The organism is Paraburkholderia sp. BL6669N2 (genome assembly GCF_003387275.1).
In the GTDB taxonomy this organism is placed as follows: Bacteria; Pseudomonadota; Gammaproteobacteria; order Burkholderiales; family Burkholderiaceae; genus Paraburkholderia.
Window position 1 is genome coordinate 2,208,343 of record NZ_QUNA01000002.1, and the last position, 19,067, is coordinate 2,227,409.

The window sequence follows — 19,067 nt, forward strand, 5'->3', positions numbered from 1 at the left end:
CCGTCTGAAGCGCACGGCGCGGCCGGTGCTGGACCTCGTTTCACGAGCAAAAAATAATACGCAGGTCAGGTGTTGGAGACTTCATGAAATTCGATGTAGCGACGTTTACTTCGCTGTGGTTGACCACGTTTTTGTGCTGCGCCTTGCTCACGACCGCGCTGTCGCGCATGTTCGCGCGTGTGAGCGCGTTCCGCTTCTGGGCCGTCGGTTTCTATCTGCTCGCCGCGTCGTCCGCCTGCTTCACCCTGCATCTCACCTGGCGTCACGACGTGCTGCTGATCGCCACCGCGACGCTCGCGCTACAAAGCCGCATGCTGATCTGGGCCGGCACACGCGAGCTGTTCGGCGCGGCAGCGCCGTGGCGCGCCGGTCTGGCCGTCACGGCCGTGTTCTGCGCGCTCTATGCCGGCGCGCTGATCTTCAAAGTGCCGACCGTGTTGCGCGCGGTCCTGCTCGCACTGTTTTTTCTGCCGGTTCGCGCCGCCACGCTGTATGAAGTGTGCCGCCGGCGCCGTCCGCACCTCGGGCCGGCCCGTCTGATCGCGATGATCGGTGGCACGATCGTTACGCTCAACACCATCGTGCCGCTCGTGCTCGTGCTGCTCGACCGCACCAATCTGTCGCTGCTGCTCGGCAATCCGCAGACCACGTCGGCGCTGTACGCCGTGGTGTTCGCGGGCGATCTGCTGCTGGCGAGCGGCCTGATCGTGCTGGCTTTCAAACTGCAGATCGTCGAGCGGGACATGCTCGCCACGCTCGAACGAGTCGCCATGGAACGGCTCGCCGCGAACCGGGAATTGCGAGCGGAGCGCAATGGGCGCCCCGTGCCCGGCGACCCGCCCGGCCACGACACGCCGGCGCCGCGCCAGCCGCTGCCGGGATCGATCTGATTCGCCGGGCGGGCGCTGTGACGCCCTAGCCGGCCTTGCGTTCGTCGAAGGCGCTGTCGGCCACCGACACCAGATGCGGCGTTGCCGCCTGCGCCGCTTGCGCCGCGTCGCGTTTGGTGAGCTTGCCGTCCACCGCGGCGCCGCAATCCATCCGCAACTGCTGGTAGTAGATGTTGCCGGTCACATGCGCATTGCTCTGCAACTCGACGAAGTGATCGGCAATCACGTCGCCGACGATCCTGCCGTTGACCACGACGTCGTAGCCGTGCACGTTGCCTTCGATCGAGCCGCGATCGCTCAGGACCAGTAGCGTCTGGCCGCCCGGCTCGCCGCTGACGTTGCCCGTCACGTGGCCGTCCATGCGCAGGCCGTCGCTGAACTGCAGGTCGCCGGTGATTCGCACGTCGTGAGCGATCAGGGTAGCGAGCTTGGTTTGCTGGATGCCGGTGGTTTTCTTCTTGAACATAACAATTTCCTCGAAATGAAACGGGTCGTCGCGTGATGTTGGGCGTGGCGACGAGCCTGGGGGCGGCTGCTTTGCGTGCTTTTCGGTTTGCAGCTTGCGGTTCGCCTGGTTCGCGCGGTTAGCTGCGCGGCGCGGCGGTGGTTGCGGGAGAACGCCGCTTGCTCTGGCCTCGCAGAAACTGCAATTCCGCGCTGAGCCGCGCGACCTCGGCTGCGGCGCTGTCCGCCGCCTTCTGCACCGCGGCGCGCGCCGCCGTCTCTTGCTCCAGCGCGAGCCGCGTGCGGGCCAACTCGGTCTGCTTCGTTGCTTCGTCGACGGGCGCGGGGGTGCATTGCTCAGGCGGCAAGCCGGCGCGCCTCGCGTGCCAGGCCGTGAGCGCCGCCGCGCCTGCGCATGCGCACAGGACGCACACCACGGCCCACACCGTCATGCGAAACACCACCGATTGCGTGGGCCGAAGCGTGTAGGCGCGATGGGTGAGACTGCGCGCGTCGCGCGGAGAGTGCCGTTTAACCATGAGCCGCGGGCGCAAACAGCGCGAGGTAAGCCACCGGGTTGACCGGCGCGCCGTCGACGAGGACTTCGAAATGCAGATGCGGGCCGGTGGAACGGCCGGTCGAGCCGACATCGGCGATGTATTGCCGCGGCAGCACCAGATCGCCTACATGCACGACGATCCGCGACGCATGGCCGTAGCGAGTCATCAGCCCGTTGCCGTGATCGATTTCGACCGCGTTGCCATAGCCCGATTTCTCGCCGGCGAAGACCACGCGGCCGCCCGCCGCCGCCAGAATCGGCGTGCCGGTTTTAGCGACCAGATCGAGCCCCGGATGAAAGCTCAAACGATGCGTGAACGGATCGGTGCGATTGCCGAACGGCGACCCGAAGCGCGCGCCGTCGGCGGGCATGCGGCCCGGAAAGGCGGCGTAGGCGAGAGCGTGATCGGCGGTCTGCTGTTCGAGCGCCGAGAGGGTCGCGGCAAGGCAATCCAGATGCTCGCCCGTGCGCCCGGCATCCGCATGGCGGCCCAGCGACGGCGTGAGGTCGCTACAGCGGCGCGGCGGCAAGGCCGGGCCGCCCTCGCCTTCGCTGTCGGTGGCGGAGCTGTCGGCTTCGGACGCCGCGGACGCCGCAGCCGGTGCGGCGGGCGCCGCTGATGCGCGCGGCGCGGGCCGAGGCGTGTTCAGGCGTGCTTCGAAATCGCGCAAGTCGCCGACCTGCGCCGTGAGTCGCGCGATGCGCGGTTCGATCTGCGCCACCGACGCGTTCAGCTTGCCAAGCTGGTCGATTGCATAGTCGTGCTCGACGCGGACCGACGCCTGATCGCCGGAACCGTTGCGCGCGAACCAGTGCGCGCCGATCGCGAAGCCCGCGGCAAGCGCCAGCACGGCCGCGCCGCCGGCCGCGCTCACAGCGAGCGTCAGCGCGGTACGGCGTGTGACGAAGCCGACCGAGCCGCTGGAAAGCTGGCTGCCGGCGCGAAACACGGAAGCCATCAGCGGCTCCTCGCGCGTGCCGGGCCCGCGGCGCGCGCCCACCTGTGCGCGCCACGACGCCGGCTCGAAACCGGCAACGCGCGAGGCGCTCCGCTCGTGCGACGCGTGGCGGGCAATTGCAAACGGGACAGAAGATCAGCGAACGGGGCTAACTGCATACGGCATCGACCGGCTACGCGCCGGCCGCGATAATGACAGAGGGCGCCGATTATCCCCTGGCAGCACGAAGCATCATCTCAAATACAGGACGCCAGGACGATGTGCCGCGCGCGGCGCGGATGCCGGGCACTTCATGCCCCCCGTTTCGCCATGAACGCCCCCGTCAAACCGATACTCCGGTCTCCCGCGACTCGCTCCACTCCCGTTCAGCCAGCGCTTCGAGCCGCTCGACCAGCGCACCGCTGGCGCGCGTCATCGGCATGCGCAGTTCGTCGCGTATCAGGCCTTGCGCAGCCAGCAAGCCCTTGACCGGAGCGGGATTCGGCTCGGCGAACAGCGCCTGGATCAACGGCACGAGCGCGTGAAAAATGCGCCGGCCTTCGGCGAGCCGCCCCGCCGCGAGTGCGCGATACATCTCGACGAAGCGCTCGGGCCGCAGATGCGCGGACGCCGCGATCGCTCCGCTGCCGCCCAGGCACAAGGTACTGAACATATGGATGTCCTCGCCGGCAAGCACCTGCAAGCGAGCGTCGCGGATCAGCGCGAGCGTGATATCCGGCGAACCGGCGCAATCCTTCACCGCCTGAATCCGCGGATGCGCCGCGAGCGCGAACAGCGTGTCGAGTTCGAGCCGCACTCCCGTTCGAGACGGAATGTCGTACAGGACGACCGGCTTCTCGCTGGCATCGGCCAGCGCCATGAAGTGCGCGACGATGCCCGCCTGCGAAGGCCGGATGTAGTACGGCGCGGCCATCAGCACGCCGGCCACCGGCAGCGCGTTCAGTTGCTCGATGCGCTCGCGCATGCGCGCCGTGTGATTGCCGGCCACGCCGGCCACCACGGGCAGCGCACGCCCATCCCGCGCCAGATGGGCGGCGGCCTGCGCTTCGTCGAGAATCGTCGCCAGCACGGCGTCCTGTTCGGCGGCGTCGAGCGCGGCGGGTTCGCCGGTCGTGCCGAGCGCCACCAGCCCGGCGATACCCGCGCCGGTATAGCGCCGCACCAGCGCGCGCAACGCGGCGTGATCGACGGCGCCGTCGGCAAACGGCGTGATGAGCGGAACCCAGATACCCGAAAAAATAGACATGTCTTTACCTCGATGACGACCGTATCGATTCCGTCAGGCGGTGCGAGGGAGGAAAGACAGGAAGTGCCCAAGCGGGCGTTGACCGGCTGTTCCGTCGCACATCTGACGGAACAGCAAGCTCCGGTCAGATGAGCGGCTGTTTTTTGGCTTTGGCGCCGGCGTTCGAACCCAACGCGCGTGCGGCAACCACGCTCGCGAGAGCGAGACGTGCGGAGGTCGACGGGCGGAGTCTGAGCGTGGGGCCGGAATGCATGAGACGCAGTGTAACCGCGGGCGGCGTGGCTTGGCAAAGTGCATCTCGAAATTGCTTGACATCTGCCGCAGGAAAACTAATATACGCACCGCGTACATCAGCCCGCCATTTCCTCTTCCGACAGGTGCCCCATGAGCGTCCCGCAACAAGCCTTCCTACGCGATGCGATGCGTCGCCTGAACATGACGCGCGACACATTCGCGAGCCGCATCGGCGTGTCGCGCCGGGCGCTCGACACGTGGCTGCTGCCGGACGACTCGCAGGAATCGCGGGCCATGCCGGAGATCGTCGAGCGCTTCGTGTCGGAAATCGTGGTGCACGGCGAGCCGGGCGAAAAATATACGCAAAGCGTAGACGCGCAATCGCTCGCCAGCCAGATGCTTTTCGAGGGCAAGCCGCAGCTGCTTTCGGTGGATCAGTTCTCGCGCGATTCGGTGGAAGCGCTGTTTCGCGTGGCCGACATCATGCAGCCGATCGCCCGCCGCCGCAAAATCTCCCGCGTGCTGGAAGGCGCGGTGCTCGGCAATCTGTTCTTCGAGGCGAGCACGCGCACCCGCGTGAGCTTCGGCGCGGCATTCTGCCGGCTGGGCGGCTCCGTTTGCGACACCACCGGCTTCACGTTTTCGTCGATGGCCAAGGGCGAGTCGATCTACGACACCAGCCGCGTGATGAGCGGCTACGTGGACGCGCTGGTGATCCGCCATCCGGAGCAAGGCTCGGTGGCCGAATTCGCGCGCGCCACCAACGTGCCGGTCATCAACGGCGGCGACGGTCCGGGCGAGCACCCGAGCCAGGCGCTGCTCGACCTGTACACGATTCAGCGCGAGTTCTCGCGCCTGGGCAAGATCGTCGACGGCGCGCATATCGCGCTGGTCGGCGACCTCAAATACGGGCGCACCGTGCACTCGCTGGTCAAGCTGCTGGCGCTGTACCGCGGCATCAAGTTCACGCTGATCTCGCCGCCCATGCTCGAAATGCCGAGCTATATCATCGAGCAGATCTCGCGTAACGATCATGTCATCGAGCAGACGACCGATCTGACCACCGGGCTGCGCGGCGCCGACGTGGTGTACGCCACGCGCATTCAGAAAGAGCGCTTCACCGACGAATCGTTCGAAGGCTACACGCCGGATTTCCAGATCAACCAGGCGCTGGTGGACAGCGTATGCGGCGCCGATACGCTGATCATGCACCCGCTGCCGCGCGACAGCCGGCCGGGCGCGAACGATCTGAGCGTCGACCTGAATCACGATTCACGGCTAGCGATTTTCCGGCAAACCGACAACGGCATTCCGGTGCGGATGGCGATTTTCGCGGTACTGCTGGGCGTCGAGAAACTGGTCCAGCATTCCATGCGCGATGCGGCATGGCGCCCGCCCGCCTATCTCGGCCCGGACGATGCGGTGTTTCACGGCATCGATTGATGGATCAGTGGGCGGCTCTTTGAAACCGGTCCGCCGCACACCAGCACAGTCTCATCAAGCCGCGGCGCTTGCCGCCATGGCGCCGTTGCGTTTGAATGCCCCGGCGAAAAACAGCACCTGATACTGCACCGCGTTGGCCCAGTACTTCCAGGTGTGGCCGCCGGGCCGCTCCGCGTAATCATGCGGCACGCCGAGTTCGACCAGGCGCTCATGCAGCGTGCGGTTCGATTGCACCAGCGAGTCGTTGACTCCGCAGTCGATCGTGAGCGCGATATGCGCGTTGCCGAAACTGCGCGCGTTCTCGACGATCGCCTCGTTGTTCCAGAAGTCGGCATGCCTCATCGGATCGCCAAATACCTGGTCGATGCCGGGCTCATCCTCGCAGCCACGCGGGTCCACCGCGCCGCTGATGCTGCCCGCGGCGCCGAATTCGTCCGGCCGGTGCAGCGCGATATGCAAGGCGCCGAAGCCGCCCATGCTCAAGCCGGTAATGGCGCGCGCCTGACGTGTCGCGATCGTGCGGAAATGCGCGTCGACGTAACCCACTACCTCGGTGCCCACATAGGTTTCGTAACGGCTGTGCGGATCGACCGGGCTGTCGATATACCAGCTTTCGTGGCCGCCGTCGGGCATCACGAGGATCACGTGATAGCGGTCGGCCAGCTTGCCGATCTGCGAATTCGTGGTCCAGTCGGTGTAGTCGCCACCCGAACCGTGCAGCAGATAGACGACCGGAAAGCGGTCGGCCGCCTTGCCGCGCGCATATTGATCGGGCAGCACGACCGTCGCTTCGAGCGACTTATGCATGGCCGCGCTCGGAATGACGACGACCCGCGACTGAAACGCCCACGCAGGCGCCGTAAAAAGCAGCGTCAGAATGAGCCAGAACGTACGAGCTTTATTCATGGTTTGTCGCTTTTCCCTTTCCAGAAGTCCGAAGAAAACTGTCCGGCATACGGCGGCAAAATTCTGTCGACGACTCTAGCAATGGCGACTTACAACCAAATTTCAGCGAAACATACGATCTCGTCAGCTTGGCGTTGGGGGAAGAGGCGCGCCTTCCTGTATGAAGGACCTACTACCATGCGCGCCTGTTCAGCATGCTATTCGACGTGCGCGGCGAAGCCGACCTTTTCCGGCTCGATATCGGCCCGCAAGGTCAGTTCCGGAATCGTGTAGGCGCCGCGGTTTTGCGGCCGGAACGGAATCGGCTTGGTCTTCCAGAGATCGTCCAGACGCTGCCCGAGTGCATCGCGCACCTGCGGATAGTTTTTCTCGTCGATGCGGCTCGTCTGGTAAATCACGAACGGCGGCAACACGTCGAAGCCGGGGTAATACAGAATGCCGTGCTGGATCGGGAACAGCACGTCGTCGATCGGACCGTTGATGCCGCGCGGACTGTAGTGCGATTCCCATCCGCCCGTCGTGACCATCAGCATCGCGCGCTTGCCGGCCAGTTTGCCCTCGCCGTAACGTTCGCCCCAGCGCGCATCGGAATGCTCGCCGACGCCGTATGCAAAGCCGTACGCATACACGCGCTCCACCCAGCCTTTGAGGATTGCCGGCATGGTGAACCACCAGAGCGGAAACTGCAGGATCACGGCATCCGCCCACATCAACTTTTCCTGTTCGCGTTCGATGTCCTTGCTTTGCAGGCCATTCTCGAATGCATGCTTCGAGTCGAGCGCGGGATCGAAGCGCTCACCGGGTTGTTTGGCGAGGCTGTCCTGCGCATCGAGCGATGCTTTCCACTGCATTGCATACAGGTCGGATACCTGAACGGTGTGTCCGGCGCTTTCGAGACGTTGGACCGTAAAGTCCCTGAGCGACCCATTCAACGATCTGGGTTCCGGGTGCGCATAAACAAGAAGAACGTTCATCACATGGCCTTCATGGCTAAAAGAGAGAAACCAAAGATAGACCTCGCTTGGGTATATTGGAAATGAATTGCCAATATGTCAGGTATAGCCATGAATAATCTCAGGAGGCTCGACCTCAACCTGCTCGTCACGCTCGACGTGCTGCTGTCGGAGCACAACGTCACGCGCGCGGCCGAGCGGTTGAGTTTCTCGCAGCCGTCGGTCAGCGTGCATCTGGCCAAGCTGCGGGAAGTCCTCGGCGATCCGCTGTTGCTGCCCGGACCGCGCGGCATGCGGCCCACCGCGCGCGCGGAGGCGTTGCGCGAACCCTTGCGCGAAGCGCTCGAGGCACTCGAGCGCGCGGTAGCGCCGGCACGCCCTTTCGATCCCGCCGAGGCAACGCACAGTTGGCGCATTGCCGCGACCGACTACGTCGAATCGACGATCATCCTGCCCGCGCTGGCCGGCTTGCGCGCGGCGGCGCCAGGCACGCGCCTCGCGGTCGTCGAACTGGTTCCACCGCGTCTTGCGCGGCAGGCGGAACAGGGGGAGATCGATCTGGGATTTCACACCAGCGAAGGCGCGCCCGAAGGCTTGCGCCACCGGCTGCTGTTCGCCGAGCGCTATGTTCTGGTGGGCCGCGCGGGCCATCCGCGCCTGAAGCGCCGGCCAACGCTCGCGCAGTTCTGCAAACTGGAGCATGTAATCGTGTCGCCGGACGGTGGCGGATTTGCCGGCGTGACGGACGAAGTCCTCGCGAAGGCCGGCATGACACGCCGGGTTGTGCTGTCGGTGCCGCACTTCCTGTTCATGTTGTCGGCGCTCGCGAACACCGATCTGGTGGGCATGCTGCCCGAGCGACTGGTACGCGACAACAGTGCGTTGCGCGTGGTCGAGCCGCCGCTGGATGTGCCGGGCTACGAGATAGCGATGCTCTGGCATGAGCGCTCGCATCGCGATCCGGCGCATCAGTGGCTGCGGGAGACCATCGCGAATTCGGTGTGAAGTCCGCGTGACCCACGCGAAAAACATTTGCCCGGCCACGCATCACCCCGTCACGCTTTTCCGCTCGCACCGCCGATCGCGTCCAGTTCCGCGCACACCTCGGCGGACAATTTCAACTGCGACGCCTGCAGGTTTTCACGCAGATGCCCGACGCTCGACGTGCCGGGGATCAGCAGAATGTTAGGTGCCCGCTGCAACAGCCATGCGAGCGCCACTTGCATCGGCGTCGCGCCGAGTGTTTGTGCGATCTCCGAGAGCGCGGACGATTGAATCGGCGTGAACCCGCCCAGCGGAAAAAACGGCACATACGCGATGCCCTTGCCCGCGAGTTGGTCGATCAGCGCGTCGTCCTCCCGGTGAACCAGGTTGTAGTGGTTCTGCACGCAGACGATTTCCGCGATGTGCCGCGCCTCCTCGATCTGCGTCGCCGTCACATTGCTCAAGCCGATGTGGCGCACGAGTCCACGTTGTTGCAGTTCGGCCAGCGCCGTGACCTGCTTTTCGATCGACCCTTCGGCCGGCGCGTGAATGTCGCCCATGTTCCGCATGTTGACGACCTCCAGCGCGTCGAGACCGAGATTGCGCAGATTGTCGTGCACGCCGCGCTCGATATCGTCGGGTTCGAGCGCCGCCAGCCACGCGCCGTCGCTGCCGCGCACCGCGCCCACCTTGGTGACGATCACGAGGTCGGCGGGATAAGGATGCAGCGCTTCACGGATCAACTGGTTGGTAATGTGCGGCCCGTAAAAGTCGCTCGTATCGATGTGGTTGACGCCCGACGCCACCGCTTCGCGCAGCACCGCGAGCGCCGCGTCGCGATCCTTCGGCGGCCCGAAAACGCCGGGGCCGGCCAGTTGCATGGCGCCGTAGCCCATGCGGTGCACCGGGCGGCCGGCGAGCGGAAAGGTGTCCGTGGTGCTGAGATTCGACATGATGCGCTCCGTGGTGAGTGGTTGAACGCAAGTATGGACGCGGTTGCGCTGTTGAACAAAGCCGTCTAACGTGTACGGGTTGTTAAAAATTCTGCACAATCGTCATGGAATTGAATGATCTGGCTGCTTTCGTCTCAGTCAGCCGCGCGGGCGGCTTTCGCGACGCGGCGCGTATCAGCGGCGTATCGGCGTCGAGTTTGAGTATCGCCGTGCGCCGTCTGGAGGCCAAGCTCGGCCTGCGCCTGCTTAACCGCACCACGCGCAGCGTGGCGCCAACCGAGGCCGGTTTGCGGCTCATCGAGAAGCTGTCGCCGCTCTTCAGCGAAATGGAAGCGGCGCTGGACGTGCTGAACGTGTTCCGGGACAAGCCGGCCGGCACGCTCAAGCTCAACGTGCCGTCGAGCGCTGCTCGCATCGTCTTGCCGGGCATCATCGCCGCGTTTCTGAAAACGTATCCCGACATCCGCGTCGAGGTCGTGGTCGAGGATGGTTTCGTCGACGTGCTGTCGATCGGCTGCGACGCCGGGATTCGCTATGACGAGCGGCTCGAGCAGGACATGATTGCGATTCCGATCGGACCGCGCGTGCAACGCTTCGCCACGGCGGCGGCGCCGGGCTATCTGGACGCGCACGGGCGCCCCGATCATCCCAGCGAGTTGCTTTCGCACGCCTGCCTGCGCGGTCAGTTCGCCGGCGGCGCCATGCCGATCTGGTATTTCGAGCTCGACGGCGAAGTGCTGCAGCTGAATCCATCGGGGCCGCTACTGGTGCGGCCGGGCGCGGCGATCGATCTCGCCGTCAGCGCGGCCATCGCCGGTGTGGGTGTCGTTCACCTGTTTGAAGACATGCTGCGCCCGCATCTCGACAGCGGCGCACTGGAGCCGATTCTGGAGCCGTGGTGGCAGCGTTTTTCAGGCCCGTTCCTTTACTATCCGGGGCGTCGTCATTTGCCGGCGCCGTTGCGCGCGTTCGTCGATTTTTTGAAGGTGATCAATTCTGACTGATACAGCGACGCGGAATAGGCAGGGCAATATTGCCGACCACCCAAAGAAACGGCACGCGCGCTTCGGAAGAAATCGCCCGTTGCACCGCGAGTCCATTAGGGGTCACGGCCGCGGTTTGCACAGCTGCGCGACCGTCGTTAGAAAAAGCGTCGCGCCCACCGGCTTTCTCAAGCAGATATCCCAGTTCTTGCCCGCACTTTCGGTTGGCGGAACGGCGGTATGCATGATAATCGGAACGGTGGCGAGCGCCGGCATCGCTTTCAGCCGACGGCACAATTCGGCGCCGTCCATGAGCGGCATCATCCAGTCGGTGATGATCAGGGCGGGCACGTGGGCCGCGACGCGCGCGACCGCCTCCACGCCGTTGCTCGCGCAAGCGACTTCGTAGCCTTCGTTCTCGAGTATCAGGCGCCACGCCGCGAGGATTTCCGGCTCGTCGTCCACCAGCAAGATTGAGTGCATCGGGGGCCGCCGGGTTGAACGTCCGGTTGGACGTTGTTGTTACCTTCCGACAGCCCCGCAAGGGGTGTTCCACTATCCGCACCTACACCTATAAAAGATGCGAATATTCGGCTGCCACCACGTTTTCGGAGCCCGTGATGGCGGAACGCTTGCTGGCCCGGCCTACCGGTCACGGCGGCCCGGAGTATAGGCCTGCCGGACACACCATGCGCGTCCGAATGCTGCCAGCCTTTTGTCACTTGTAGAAACTTCATCCCACTGCGCCATCATGACCGATACACGCGTTAGCCCTTTGCGCAATTTTGCCGACTTCGTCCGCGCGGAGCGGACCCGACTGACCGAGCAATGGATGAATGCCGTCTTCGGCGACACCGATCTCGTCGAAGCGGACAAACTCACTTACCAGCAACTCGCCGATCATCTGCCGGAAATTCTCGAAGGACTGTGCGTGGCGCTCGATGTCGAAGATCTCGAACGGGTCGAGACAGCCATCGAGCGCGATGCGAGAAAGCATGGCAAGGTGCGCTGGCGCCAGGGCTATCGCATCGAGGAACTGGTGCGCGAGCTCGATCTCTTCCATCAGGTGCTGGCCGCGGCGCTCGAGGAATTCGCCGGTCTCGACAGCACCTTCACGCGCCGCCATGAGAGCCGGGCGCGCCGCCTGATCGCCGAGACGTTCAGCATGGTTACGCTCACGTCGATCAAGGAGGTAGTGAGTGAACGGGACCGCAAGATCGACGAGTACACCGGCCAGCTCGAGCGCGCCAATCACGAGCTGGTGCTGAAGCAGCGGCTGGTGAGCGACCTGTACGAGTCGCGCATGCAGATCACACGCAGCGTGGTGCACGATCTGCGCAACTTTCTGAACGCGTTTTCCATGGCGTTGCAATTGATCGAGCGCGCGCCGGCAAAAGCCGAAATGGCGTTGACGCTGGCGAACCGTCAGGCCACCGACATGAAAGAGCTCGTCGAGCAGATGGTCGAGTACTCCGTGGTGCTCGGCGACGGCGCCCCGCTCACACTCGAACCGGTCGAGCCGCGCGAGCTATTCGATGAACTCGTCGCCTCGTCGCGTCCTTCGACCGAAGCAAAAGGACTCACGTTGCGCGCGGTGTGCGATCCCGCTTTGACCGCCGTCATTTCCAATCGTCTCAAGCTCAAACAGATTGCCGTCAATCTGCTCTCCAACGCAATCAAATACACGAAGTCGGGGCAAATCGAATTGAGCTTCGCGATGGCCGGTGCGGAGCATTGGTCGATTCGCGTCGCGGATACCGGCGTGGGTATCGCGCCATCGGATGCGGAGCGCGTGTTCGGCGAATTCGAGCGCGCTGCGGGCGACGAGATCCCCGGCACGGGCCTCGGTCTCGCTATCGTCAAGGAATTGTGCCGCGTGTTGAACGGGCAGATCGACTTTGTCTCGCGCGAGGGGGTGGGCACCCGGTTCGAGATACGCTTCCCGCTGGTGCTGGTGGAACCGCAATAGAACCGCGCGGCGAACGAACACCCATGATCGAGATCGCCACCGCCGAATTCCCGCAGCAACTGGAAACGGTCCGGTCCATCTTCCGCGAATATGCCGGGAGCCTGGACATCGATCTCGGCTTCCAGAACTTCGAATCTGAGCTCGCCGGCTTGCCCGGCAAATTCGCCGCACCGCGCGGCCGGGTGCTTCTCGCGTACAACCGGGAAGAACTGATTGGCTGCGTCGCCATGCGGCCTCTCGACGACACCACGTGCGAAATGAAGCGGCTCTATGTCCGTCCATCGGGACGCGGTCTGCGGGCCGGCAGGCAATTGGCAACGCGGATTTGCGATATCGCGAGAGACGCGGGATATCACCGCATTTGTCTCGACTCGCTTCCTACCATGCAGGCGGCGCTCGATCTTTACGCATCGCTGGGTTTCGCACGGATTCCCGCTTACGTCTTCAATCCAATTGCCGGCGCGGTATTTCTGGAGCGCAATCTGATTCGCCCGGATAATCAATCGAGCTGATCGGACAATGCAGCACTGGTTATTTAGTGCGTTTAGCAATCTTCTTGGTAGCGTGAGTGTCGTGCGTGGCGCAAGTGCTGTCCGTGCTCGTGCAGTAAGCGACGCGAGCGGCAATCACAACGCTATTCCGCCTTGGCACCGCCCATCGACAAACATTCGCTCATCGCGCCGCCTCTGTCGCTCAGCCCTCGCACGACCACCTCCGATGATTTGCCATCGCGTCTCGCCAATTCCGCAAGATCGAGCAACGCGGCGTAGCGAGCGGAGCATTCTTGCGATGGTTGACTTGCTCCACCTGTATCCACTGGCACGGCGAAGCGGCTCATCGCAAGCGCCGCTCCCGCGGCCACGACAACCGCTGCCAACGCGCCTGCTTTATAGAACCGCCGTGCCGGTGAATCCTTGAGTGACGCTCGGCGCGCCGCGACTGTCTCCCGGGATTTGACTCGCATGGCAGCCCCCTCAGGACCAGTGCGCCGGCACCCAGACACGCCCGATCCAGTGGCCCGGCACCCACACGACCGGACGCGGCGCCGGCGCGACGTAGACGACGCGCGGCGCGACATACACGGCATGCGGCGGGGGCGGCGGTGCGTAGACGACCGGCGGCGGCACATAAGCAACGGGCGGTGCGACCACCACTGGTGCAGGCGTCACGACAACCGGCTTCGGCGCAACCACGACAGGAGCCGGCGTCACCACAACCGGAGGCGGCGGCGCAACCACCACCGGTGCGGGCGTCACCACGACCGGAGGCGGCGGCACATAGACCACCGGCGGAGCGACCACGACCGGCTTCGGCGCCACCACCACCGTCGTGCCGCCCGTCGCGACGACACCCGTGGTCGCCACCACCGTTCCACTCGACGTCACCGTGTTGCCGTGCGTGCCCGTCACGCTCGTCGAGGTCGTCACGACACCCGGCGCGACACGCGTGGCCGAACCCGAGTGATTGACGGTGCCACCATCGGAACCCGTCACGGTGCCCGAGCGCGAGCATGTCGAGCCGGCGCAATTCGTCGACGCCGAATGGTTGACCGTGTTGCCGTTCGAGCCCGTCACCGACCCCGACGACGAATACTGTCCCGGGCCGTTCTTCGTGACATCGCCGGACGTGGTCGCCGTCTTGCCATCGGGTCCGGTAAGCGTGCCGGTGTGCGAGCATGTGCCGCCGGCGCAATTGGTATCGCCTGCATGCTGGACGGAGTTGCCGTAGCGTCCCGTCGCGGTGCCCGAATTCGAGAACTGGCCCGGCGCATTGCGCGTCACCGTGCCGGTGTTGGTCGCGAGACCGCCGTAAGGGCCGGCGACGCCGCCCGCATGCGAGCAGCTGCCACCGCCGCACGAGCCGTAGCGCGCGCCGTTATAGGTGCCGCGCGACGTGTAGGCCGTGCCGTGTTGCGACCAGGCGAATGCCGATGCGCTGCCGAGCGCGAGCACGGCGACCGTGGCGGAGAGCACGAGCTTGCGCAGCGCGCCGCGCGCGGATGAAGGGGTCGTCAAGGAGTCGGAAGCGCAGACAGATGCAGCGGCGGTGGCGGTGGCCGGGACGACGAACGAACGATTTTTCACGATATGTCCTTCTGGGATTCGGGCCACTTCTGTCACTGCTGCGTGGCGACGAAACGGACTATAGAAGGACACGCCGACATAATCGACCGGGAAGATATGTCACCCTGTTTCACCGTGAGCAAAGCCCGTGCGACAAGGGTTTGCGGGCGTTTTCCGCGCCGCGTGACATATTTCGACATAGATTGTTGCAGGCGAAACGGCGGACCGCGCCTGCTTTTAGAAACGGCGATTGCCGCTCCTCGCTTGTCGTGCGCGACGACAAGCGAGGCTGCCAACTCTTCTAACCGTTCTTCATATCATTGCGTTGCGCGCGCCATGGCGATATCGGCAATCTGGTTGGCCTGATACGACGAGCGCACCAGCGGCCCCGCCACGACTTCGCGAAAGCCCATCGCCAATCCGGCCTCGCGCCAGGCGTCGAACTGTTGCGGCGTCACGTACCGCCGCACCGGCATATGAAAACGCGACGGCGCGAGATACTGCCCGATCGTCAGGATGTCCACGTGATGCGCGCGCAGATCGCGCATCGCGTCGAGCAGTTCTTCGTCGGATTCTCCCAATCCGGCCATCAAGCCTGATTTGGTCAGCATCGTCGCGTTCGCCTTCTTGACGCGCGCGAGCAGTTGCAGCGAGCCCTGATAGTCCGAGCCCGCTCGCGCGGCACGATACAAGGCAGGCACCGTCTCCAGGTTGTGATTGAACACATCGGGCCACGCGTCTGAAAACGCCAGCAACGCTCGCGCGACACGTCCGCGAAAATCCGGTGTCAGCACTTCGACCCGAATGCCCGGCACGCGCTCGCGCAGCAACGCCACGCAGCGCGCAAAATGCGCCGCGCCGCCGTCGCGCAGATCATCGCGATCCACCGACGTCACCACGACATAGCGCAGGCCGAGCGCCGCCACGGCATCGGCGAGCCGCTCGGGCTCCGCTTCGTCGGGCGGCGCGGGGCGCCCGTGCGCGACGTCGCAGAACGCACAGCGCCGCGTACAGATACCCCCCATGATCATGAACGTCGCGGTGCGCCGCGCAAAACATTCGCCGATGTTCGGACACATGGCCTCCTCGCAGACCGAATGCAACCGGTGCTCGCGCAGGATCGCCGCAATGCCGGCGACCGTCTCGCTCATCATCGGCTTCGCGCGCAGCCACGGCGGCTTCGGCAAGACCTCGCCGTCCGCGGCCGGCACGATCTTCACCGGAATCCGCGCGAGCTTGTCAGCGCTGCGCTTGCCGTGCTGGCCGAGCGCGGTGACGCTTTCGCCATGCAATGCGGCGTCCATTTCAGCGCCCCAGAAAATCGTTGAGCAGACGATTCACTTCGGACGCCGCTTCCATCTGCACCATATGCCCTTTGCCTTCGAGCACGTGAACCCGGGTGTCGCCCGGCAGACCCTGCGCATGCGCGGCCGGGATGATCTGATCGCCGGCGCCCCAGATCACGAGACTGCGCGGCGCGAGTTCCGCGAGCCGGTCCCGATAGCTCGCGCGTTGCGCGTTGCCGTCAAAGGCCGACGCCGATATCTTGCGCAACGCCTCGGGGACGCCTTCGAGCCGCTTGTACTTGACGATGTCCTCCACCAGTTGACGCGTCACGAGACTTGGGTCGGCGAAGAGTTTGGCCAACTGCGGCTTGAGCGCATTGCGATTACTGCCTTCGGTGAAACCGTTGATGTAGTCGCCGTTGATTTCCGTGCCCAGTCCCGCGGCCGAAATCAATGCCAGCGACGCCACACGTCCCGGCGCCTTTGCCGCAACGGTCATGGCGACCAGTGCGCCCATGGAATGGCCGATCAACTGCACCTTGTCGATGCCGCGATCGTCCATGAAGGCGATCACGCTGTCCGCGAGCTCATCCGCACTGCCGGTCTCGAGCGCCTTGCCGGATTCGCCGTGACCCGGCAGATCCAGCGCCCACACTGCCCGATGCGCGGCGAGGTCGGCGTGATTGAACAACCAGTTGTTCAGATCGCCGCCAAAACCATGAATCAACAGCGCGGGTGTGCCGCCCTCACCGAGTTTCAGATAACGCACCATGCGCCCGCCGATCTGCGCTTTCTCCGGTTGCGGTCCACTGTCGCCATCCGCCGATGTGGCCGGCACGAAGTCGCGCTGAAACGCTTCGACCTCGGCGTCGATCTGCGCGTCCGGCGTTTCGGCGTCCGCCACCACGGCCAGCAATGCGCCGATGGGCAGCGTGTCGCCCTCCTGCGCGATCTGCCGGCGCAAGACGCCCTCGAACGCACACTCGACGCCCGACGAGATCTTGTCCGTTTCCACGTCCAGAATCTCGTCGCCCTTTACTACCTTGTCGCCGATGGCCTTAAGCCAACCGTTGACCTGTCCCTGCTCCATCGACAAGCCCCATTTGGGCATCGTGATCATATGGATCGGCATCGCTCAAGCCCTCACTTTCAGTACGGCCTCGGCGATCTGCGCAGCCGACGGGATATACATGTCTTCGAGCACGCCGGCAAACGGCGTGGGCGTATGCGGCGCGGTCACCATTTCGATCGGCGCCTTGAGCGAGTGGAACGCACGCTGCGCGATCAACGCGGAAATGTCGGTGGCGATCGAGCAGCGCGGATTCGCTTCGTCGACCACGACCACGCGTCCGGTACGGTTCGCGCTTTCCAGGATCGTTTCTTCGTCGAGCGGCGAGGTTGTCCGCAAGTCGATCACCTCCACCTGGATGCCGTCCTTCGCGAGTTTTTCAGCGGCTTCGGTGGCGTAATGCACCATGCGTCCGTAGGTGACGATCGTGGCGTCGTCGCCGTCGCGCACCACGTTCGCTTCGCCGAACGGAATCGCATACGACTCTTCGGGTACCTCGCCTTCGCGGCCATATAGCAACTTGTGCTCGCAGAAAATCACCGGATCGTTGTCGCGGATCGCCTGAATCAGCAGACCCTTCGCGTCATACGGCGTCGACGGGCAGACCACTTTCAGTCCGGGAATGTGCGTGAACAACGAAGTCAGCATCTGCGAATGCTGGGCCGCCGCGCGCAAGCCCGCGCCCTGCATTGCGCGAATCACGACCGGCGTCACCGCCTTGCCGCCGAACATGTAGCGGAACTTGGCGGCCTGGTTGAAGATCTGGTCGAAACACACGCCCATGAAATCGATGAACATCAACTCCGCGACCGGCCGCATGCCGCAGGCCGCCGCGCCGACCGCCGCGCCGACATAGCCGCCTTCGGAAAGCGGCGTGTCCAGCACGCGGCCCGGATACTTGTGAAAGAGTCCTTTCGTGACGCCGAGAACGCCGCCCCACGCGTCCTGTTCACCAGGCGAGCCGGCGCCGCCCGCGTTGTCCTCGCCCATCACGATGACGGTTTCGTCGCGGGCCATTTCCTGACTCAGGGCTTCGTTGATTGCCTGAGAGAATGTGATCTTGCGTGCCATGTCTGTCTCCAGAATCGTTTAGATGTGCAATGCCGTGCGTTACGGATAAGACACGTAGACGTCGCTCAACAAATCTTCAGCAGTCGGCAGCGGCGCAGCCTTGGCTTCAGTCACCGCGCTGTCGATCAGACTCTTGACCTCGGCATCCACGCCGCGCAACTGATCCGCGCTCAGCATTTCGGCGCGCACCACGCGCTCTTCGAAACGCTTCAGGCAATCCTTCTCGTCGCGCAGTTTCTGCACTTCGCCGGGCGCGCGATAGGTTTGCGCGTCACCTTCGAAATGGCCGAAATAGCGTGAGAATTTCACTTCGACGAGCGTCGGCCCACCGCCCTGCCGCGCGCGTTCGATCGCTTCACCAAGCGCTTCATGCACCGCAAAGAAATCAAAGCCGTCGACGATCACGCCCGGCATGCCAAAGCCGCTCGCGCGATCCGCGATGTTGTCGGTTGCCACCGACCACGTCGACGATGTCGCTTCCGCGTAGCCGTTGTTCTCCGCCACGAAAATCGCCGGCAGCCGCCATACCGAAGCCAGATTCAACGATTCGAAAATCACGCCCTGATTCGAAGCACCGTCGCCGAAAAAGCACACGCCCACGCCGCCCGACTTCTTGTACTTCGCCGCCAGCGCCGCGCCGCAAATCAACGGCCCACCCGCGCCGACGATACCGTTCGCGCCCAACATGCCTTTCGACAGGTCGGCGATATGCATCGAGCCGCCTTTGCCATGGCACACGCCGGTCTTGCGTCCGTAGATCTCGGCCATCATGCCGCGCACGTCCACGCCCTTGGCGATGCAATGGCCATGACCGCGGTGCGTGGTCGCCACATAATCGGCGTCGTTCAGATGCAGCATCGTGCCGACGGCCGACGCTTCTTCGCCCGCGTACAGATGCACGAAGCCGGGAATCTCGCCGGTCGCGAATTCCACGTGCAGACGCTCCTCGAACTCGCGGATCGTGCGCATCATGCGATACGCCTTCAGTAGTTCTTCCTTGCTCAACTCAGTTGAAACCGACATGGTGTGTCTCCTTGGAATGAATGCACTGCCTG

Annotated in this window: 19 protein-coding genes; 6 read left to right on the top strand and 13 right to left on the bottom strand. The window is 64.4% G+C overall.

Features of this window, described 5'->3' with window-relative positions:
• Positions 1-83: 83 nt before the first annotated feature.
• Positions 84-890 carry a hypothetical protein gene (locus tag B0G80_RS32380; protein ID WP_116121944.1) on the top strand — a complete coding sequence of 269 codons (807 nt, stop codon included), beginning with the start codon at positions 84-86 and terminating at the stop codon, positions 888-890.
• A 25-nt stretch (positions 891-915) separates the two neighbouring features.
• Here B0G80_RS32380 and B0G80_RS32385 read toward each other — a convergent pair whose 3' ends face one another.
• The 4 genes from B0G80_RS32385 to dapA form a co-directional block, all read right to left on the bottom strand.
• Complete coding sequence (locus B0G80_RS32385) at positions 916-1,356, bottom strand: polymer-forming cytoskeletal protein (RefSeq protein ID WP_116121945.1); 441 nt, start codon at positions 1,354-1,356, stop codon at positions 916-918.
• 118 nt (positions 1,357-1,474) lie between these two features.
• Positions 1,475-1,873 carry a hypothetical protein gene (locus tag B0G80_RS32390; RefSeq protein ID WP_116121946.1) on the bottom strand — a complete coding sequence of 133 codons (399 nt, stop codon included), beginning with the start codon at positions 1,871-1,873 and terminating at the stop codon, positions 1,475-1,477.
• Positions 1,866-2,852: a M23 family metallopeptidase gene (locus B0G80_RS32395; protein WP_116123803.1), complete on the bottom strand. Its 987-nt coding sequence runs from the start codon at positions 2,850-2,852 to the stop codon at positions 1,866-1,868. Before B0G80_RS32395 ends, B0G80_RS32390 begins: the two co-directional genes overlap by 8 nt.
• Before the next feature lie 322 nt (positions 2,853-3,174).
• Positions 3,175-4,098: a 4-hydroxy-tetrahydrodipicolinate synthase gene (dapA, locus tag B0G80_RS32400; RefSeq protein WP_116121947.1), complete on the bottom strand. Its 924-nt coding sequence runs from the start codon at positions 4,096-4,098 to the stop codon at positions 3,175-3,177.
• 384 nt (positions 4,099-4,482) lie between these two features.
• On the opposite strand from dapA, the gene B0G80_RS32405 reads away from it, so the two are divergent.
• Positions 4,483-5,775 carry an aspartate carbamoyltransferase gene (locus B0G80_RS32405; protein WP_106282371.1) on the top strand — a complete coding sequence of 431 codons (1,293 nt, stop codon included), beginning with the start codon at positions 4,483-4,485 and terminating at the stop codon, positions 5,773-5,775.
• Between the two features lie 54 nt (positions 5,776-5,829).
• Here the strand turns inward: B0G80_RS32405 and B0G80_RS32410 are convergent, their stop codons facing one another.
• Together B0G80_RS32410 and B0G80_RS32415 are read right to left on the bottom strand one after the other, a co-directional pair.
• Positions 5,830-6,681, bottom strand: coding sequence for an alpha/beta hydrolase family protein (locus B0G80_RS32410; RefSeq protein WP_116121948.1), 852 nt, complete (start codon positions 6,679-6,681; stop codon positions 5,830-5,832).
• Positions 6,682-6,878: 197 nt separating this feature from the next.
• Positions 6,879-7,655 carry an NAD(P)H-dependent oxidoreductase gene (locus B0G80_RS32415; protein ID WP_116121949.1) on the bottom strand — a complete coding sequence of 259 codons (777 nt, stop codon included), beginning with the start codon at positions 7,653-7,655 and terminating at the stop codon, positions 6,879-6,881.
• Positions 7,656-7,730: 75 nt separating this feature from the next.
• Between B0G80_RS32415 and B0G80_RS32420 the strand changes: the two genes are divergently transcribed.
• A complete protein-coding gene (locus B0G80_RS32420) occupies positions 7,731-8,639 on the top strand; it encodes a LysR family transcriptional regulator (RefSeq protein ID WP_116121950.1) in 909 nt (302 codons plus the stop codon).
• A gap of 50 nt (positions 8,640-8,689) precedes the next feature.
• Here B0G80_RS32420 and B0G80_RS32425 read toward each other — a convergent pair whose 3' ends face one another.
• Positions 8,690-9,571, bottom strand: a complete 882-nt coding sequence (locus B0G80_RS32425) for an aldo/keto reductase family oxidoreductase (RefSeq protein ID WP_116121951.1) — start codon at positions 9,569-9,571, stop codon at positions 8,690-8,692.
• Positions 9,572-9,675: 104 nt separating this feature from the next.
• On the opposite strand from B0G80_RS32425, the gene B0G80_RS32430 reads away from it, so the two are divergent.
• Complete coding sequence (locus tag B0G80_RS32430; protein WP_116121952.1) at positions 9,676-10,575, top strand: LysR family transcriptional regulator; 900 nt, start codon at positions 9,676-9,678, stop codon at positions 10,573-10,575.
• Positions 10,576-10,677: 102 nt separating this feature from the next.
• On the opposite strand, the gene B0G80_RS32435 is transcribed toward B0G80_RS32430, so the two are convergent.
• Positions 10,678-11,019, bottom strand: coding sequence for a PleD family two-component system response regulator (locus tag B0G80_RS32435; RefSeq protein ID WP_258879244.1), 342 nt, complete (start codon positions 11,017-11,019; stop codon positions 10,678-10,680).
• A 286-nt stretch (positions 11,020-11,305) separates the two neighbouring features.
• On the opposite strand from B0G80_RS32435, the gene B0G80_RS32440 reads away from it, so the two are divergent.
• Positions 11,306-12,523, top strand: coding sequence for a sensor histidine kinase (locus B0G80_RS32440; protein WP_116121954.1), 1,218 nt, complete (start codon positions 11,306-11,308; stop codon positions 12,521-12,523).
• 23 nt (positions 12,524-12,546) lie between these two features.
• Entirely contained in the window at positions 12,547-13,035 is a 489-nt protein-coding gene (locus tag B0G80_RS32445; protein WP_116121955.1) for a GNAT family N-acetyltransferase, read from the top strand.
• Positions 13,036-13,497: 462 nt separating this feature from the next.
• Here B0G80_RS32445 and B0G80_RS32455 read toward each other — a convergent pair whose 3' ends face one another.
• From B0G80_RS32455 to B0G80_RS32475, 5 genes are all read right to left on the bottom strand, one after another.
• Complete coding sequence (locus tag B0G80_RS32455) at positions 13,498-14,607, bottom strand: hypothetical protein (RefSeq protein ID WP_116121957.1); 1,110 nt, start codon at positions 14,605-14,607, stop codon at positions 13,498-13,500.
• Between the two features lie 296 nt (positions 14,608-14,903).
• On the bottom strand, positions 14,904-15,890 hold the full coding sequence (gene lipA, locus B0G80_RS32460) for a lipoyl synthase (protein WP_116121958.1): 987 nt from the start codon (positions 15,888-15,890) through the stop codon (positions 14,904-14,906).
• 1 nt (position 15,891) lies between these two features.
• Entirely contained in the window at positions 15,892-17,004 is a 1,113-nt protein-coding gene (locus tag B0G80_RS32465) for an acetoin dehydrogenase dihydrolipoyllysine-residue acetyltransferase subunit (RefSeq protein ID WP_116121959.1), read from the bottom strand.
• Positions 17,005-17,007: 3 nt separating this feature from the next.
• Complete coding sequence (locus tag B0G80_RS32470; protein WP_106282388.1) at positions 17,008-18,012, bottom strand: alpha-ketoacid dehydrogenase subunit beta; 1,005 nt, start codon at positions 18,010-18,012, stop codon at positions 17,008-17,010.
• Positions 18,013-18,051: 39 nt separating this feature from the next.
• Positions 18,052-19,035, bottom strand: a complete 984-nt coding sequence (locus tag B0G80_RS32475) for a thiamine pyrophosphate-dependent dehydrogenase E1 component subunit alpha (RefSeq protein ID WP_116121960.1) — start codon at positions 19,033-19,035, stop codon at positions 18,052-18,054.
• Between the last annotated feature and the right edge of the window lie 32 nt (positions 19,036-19,067).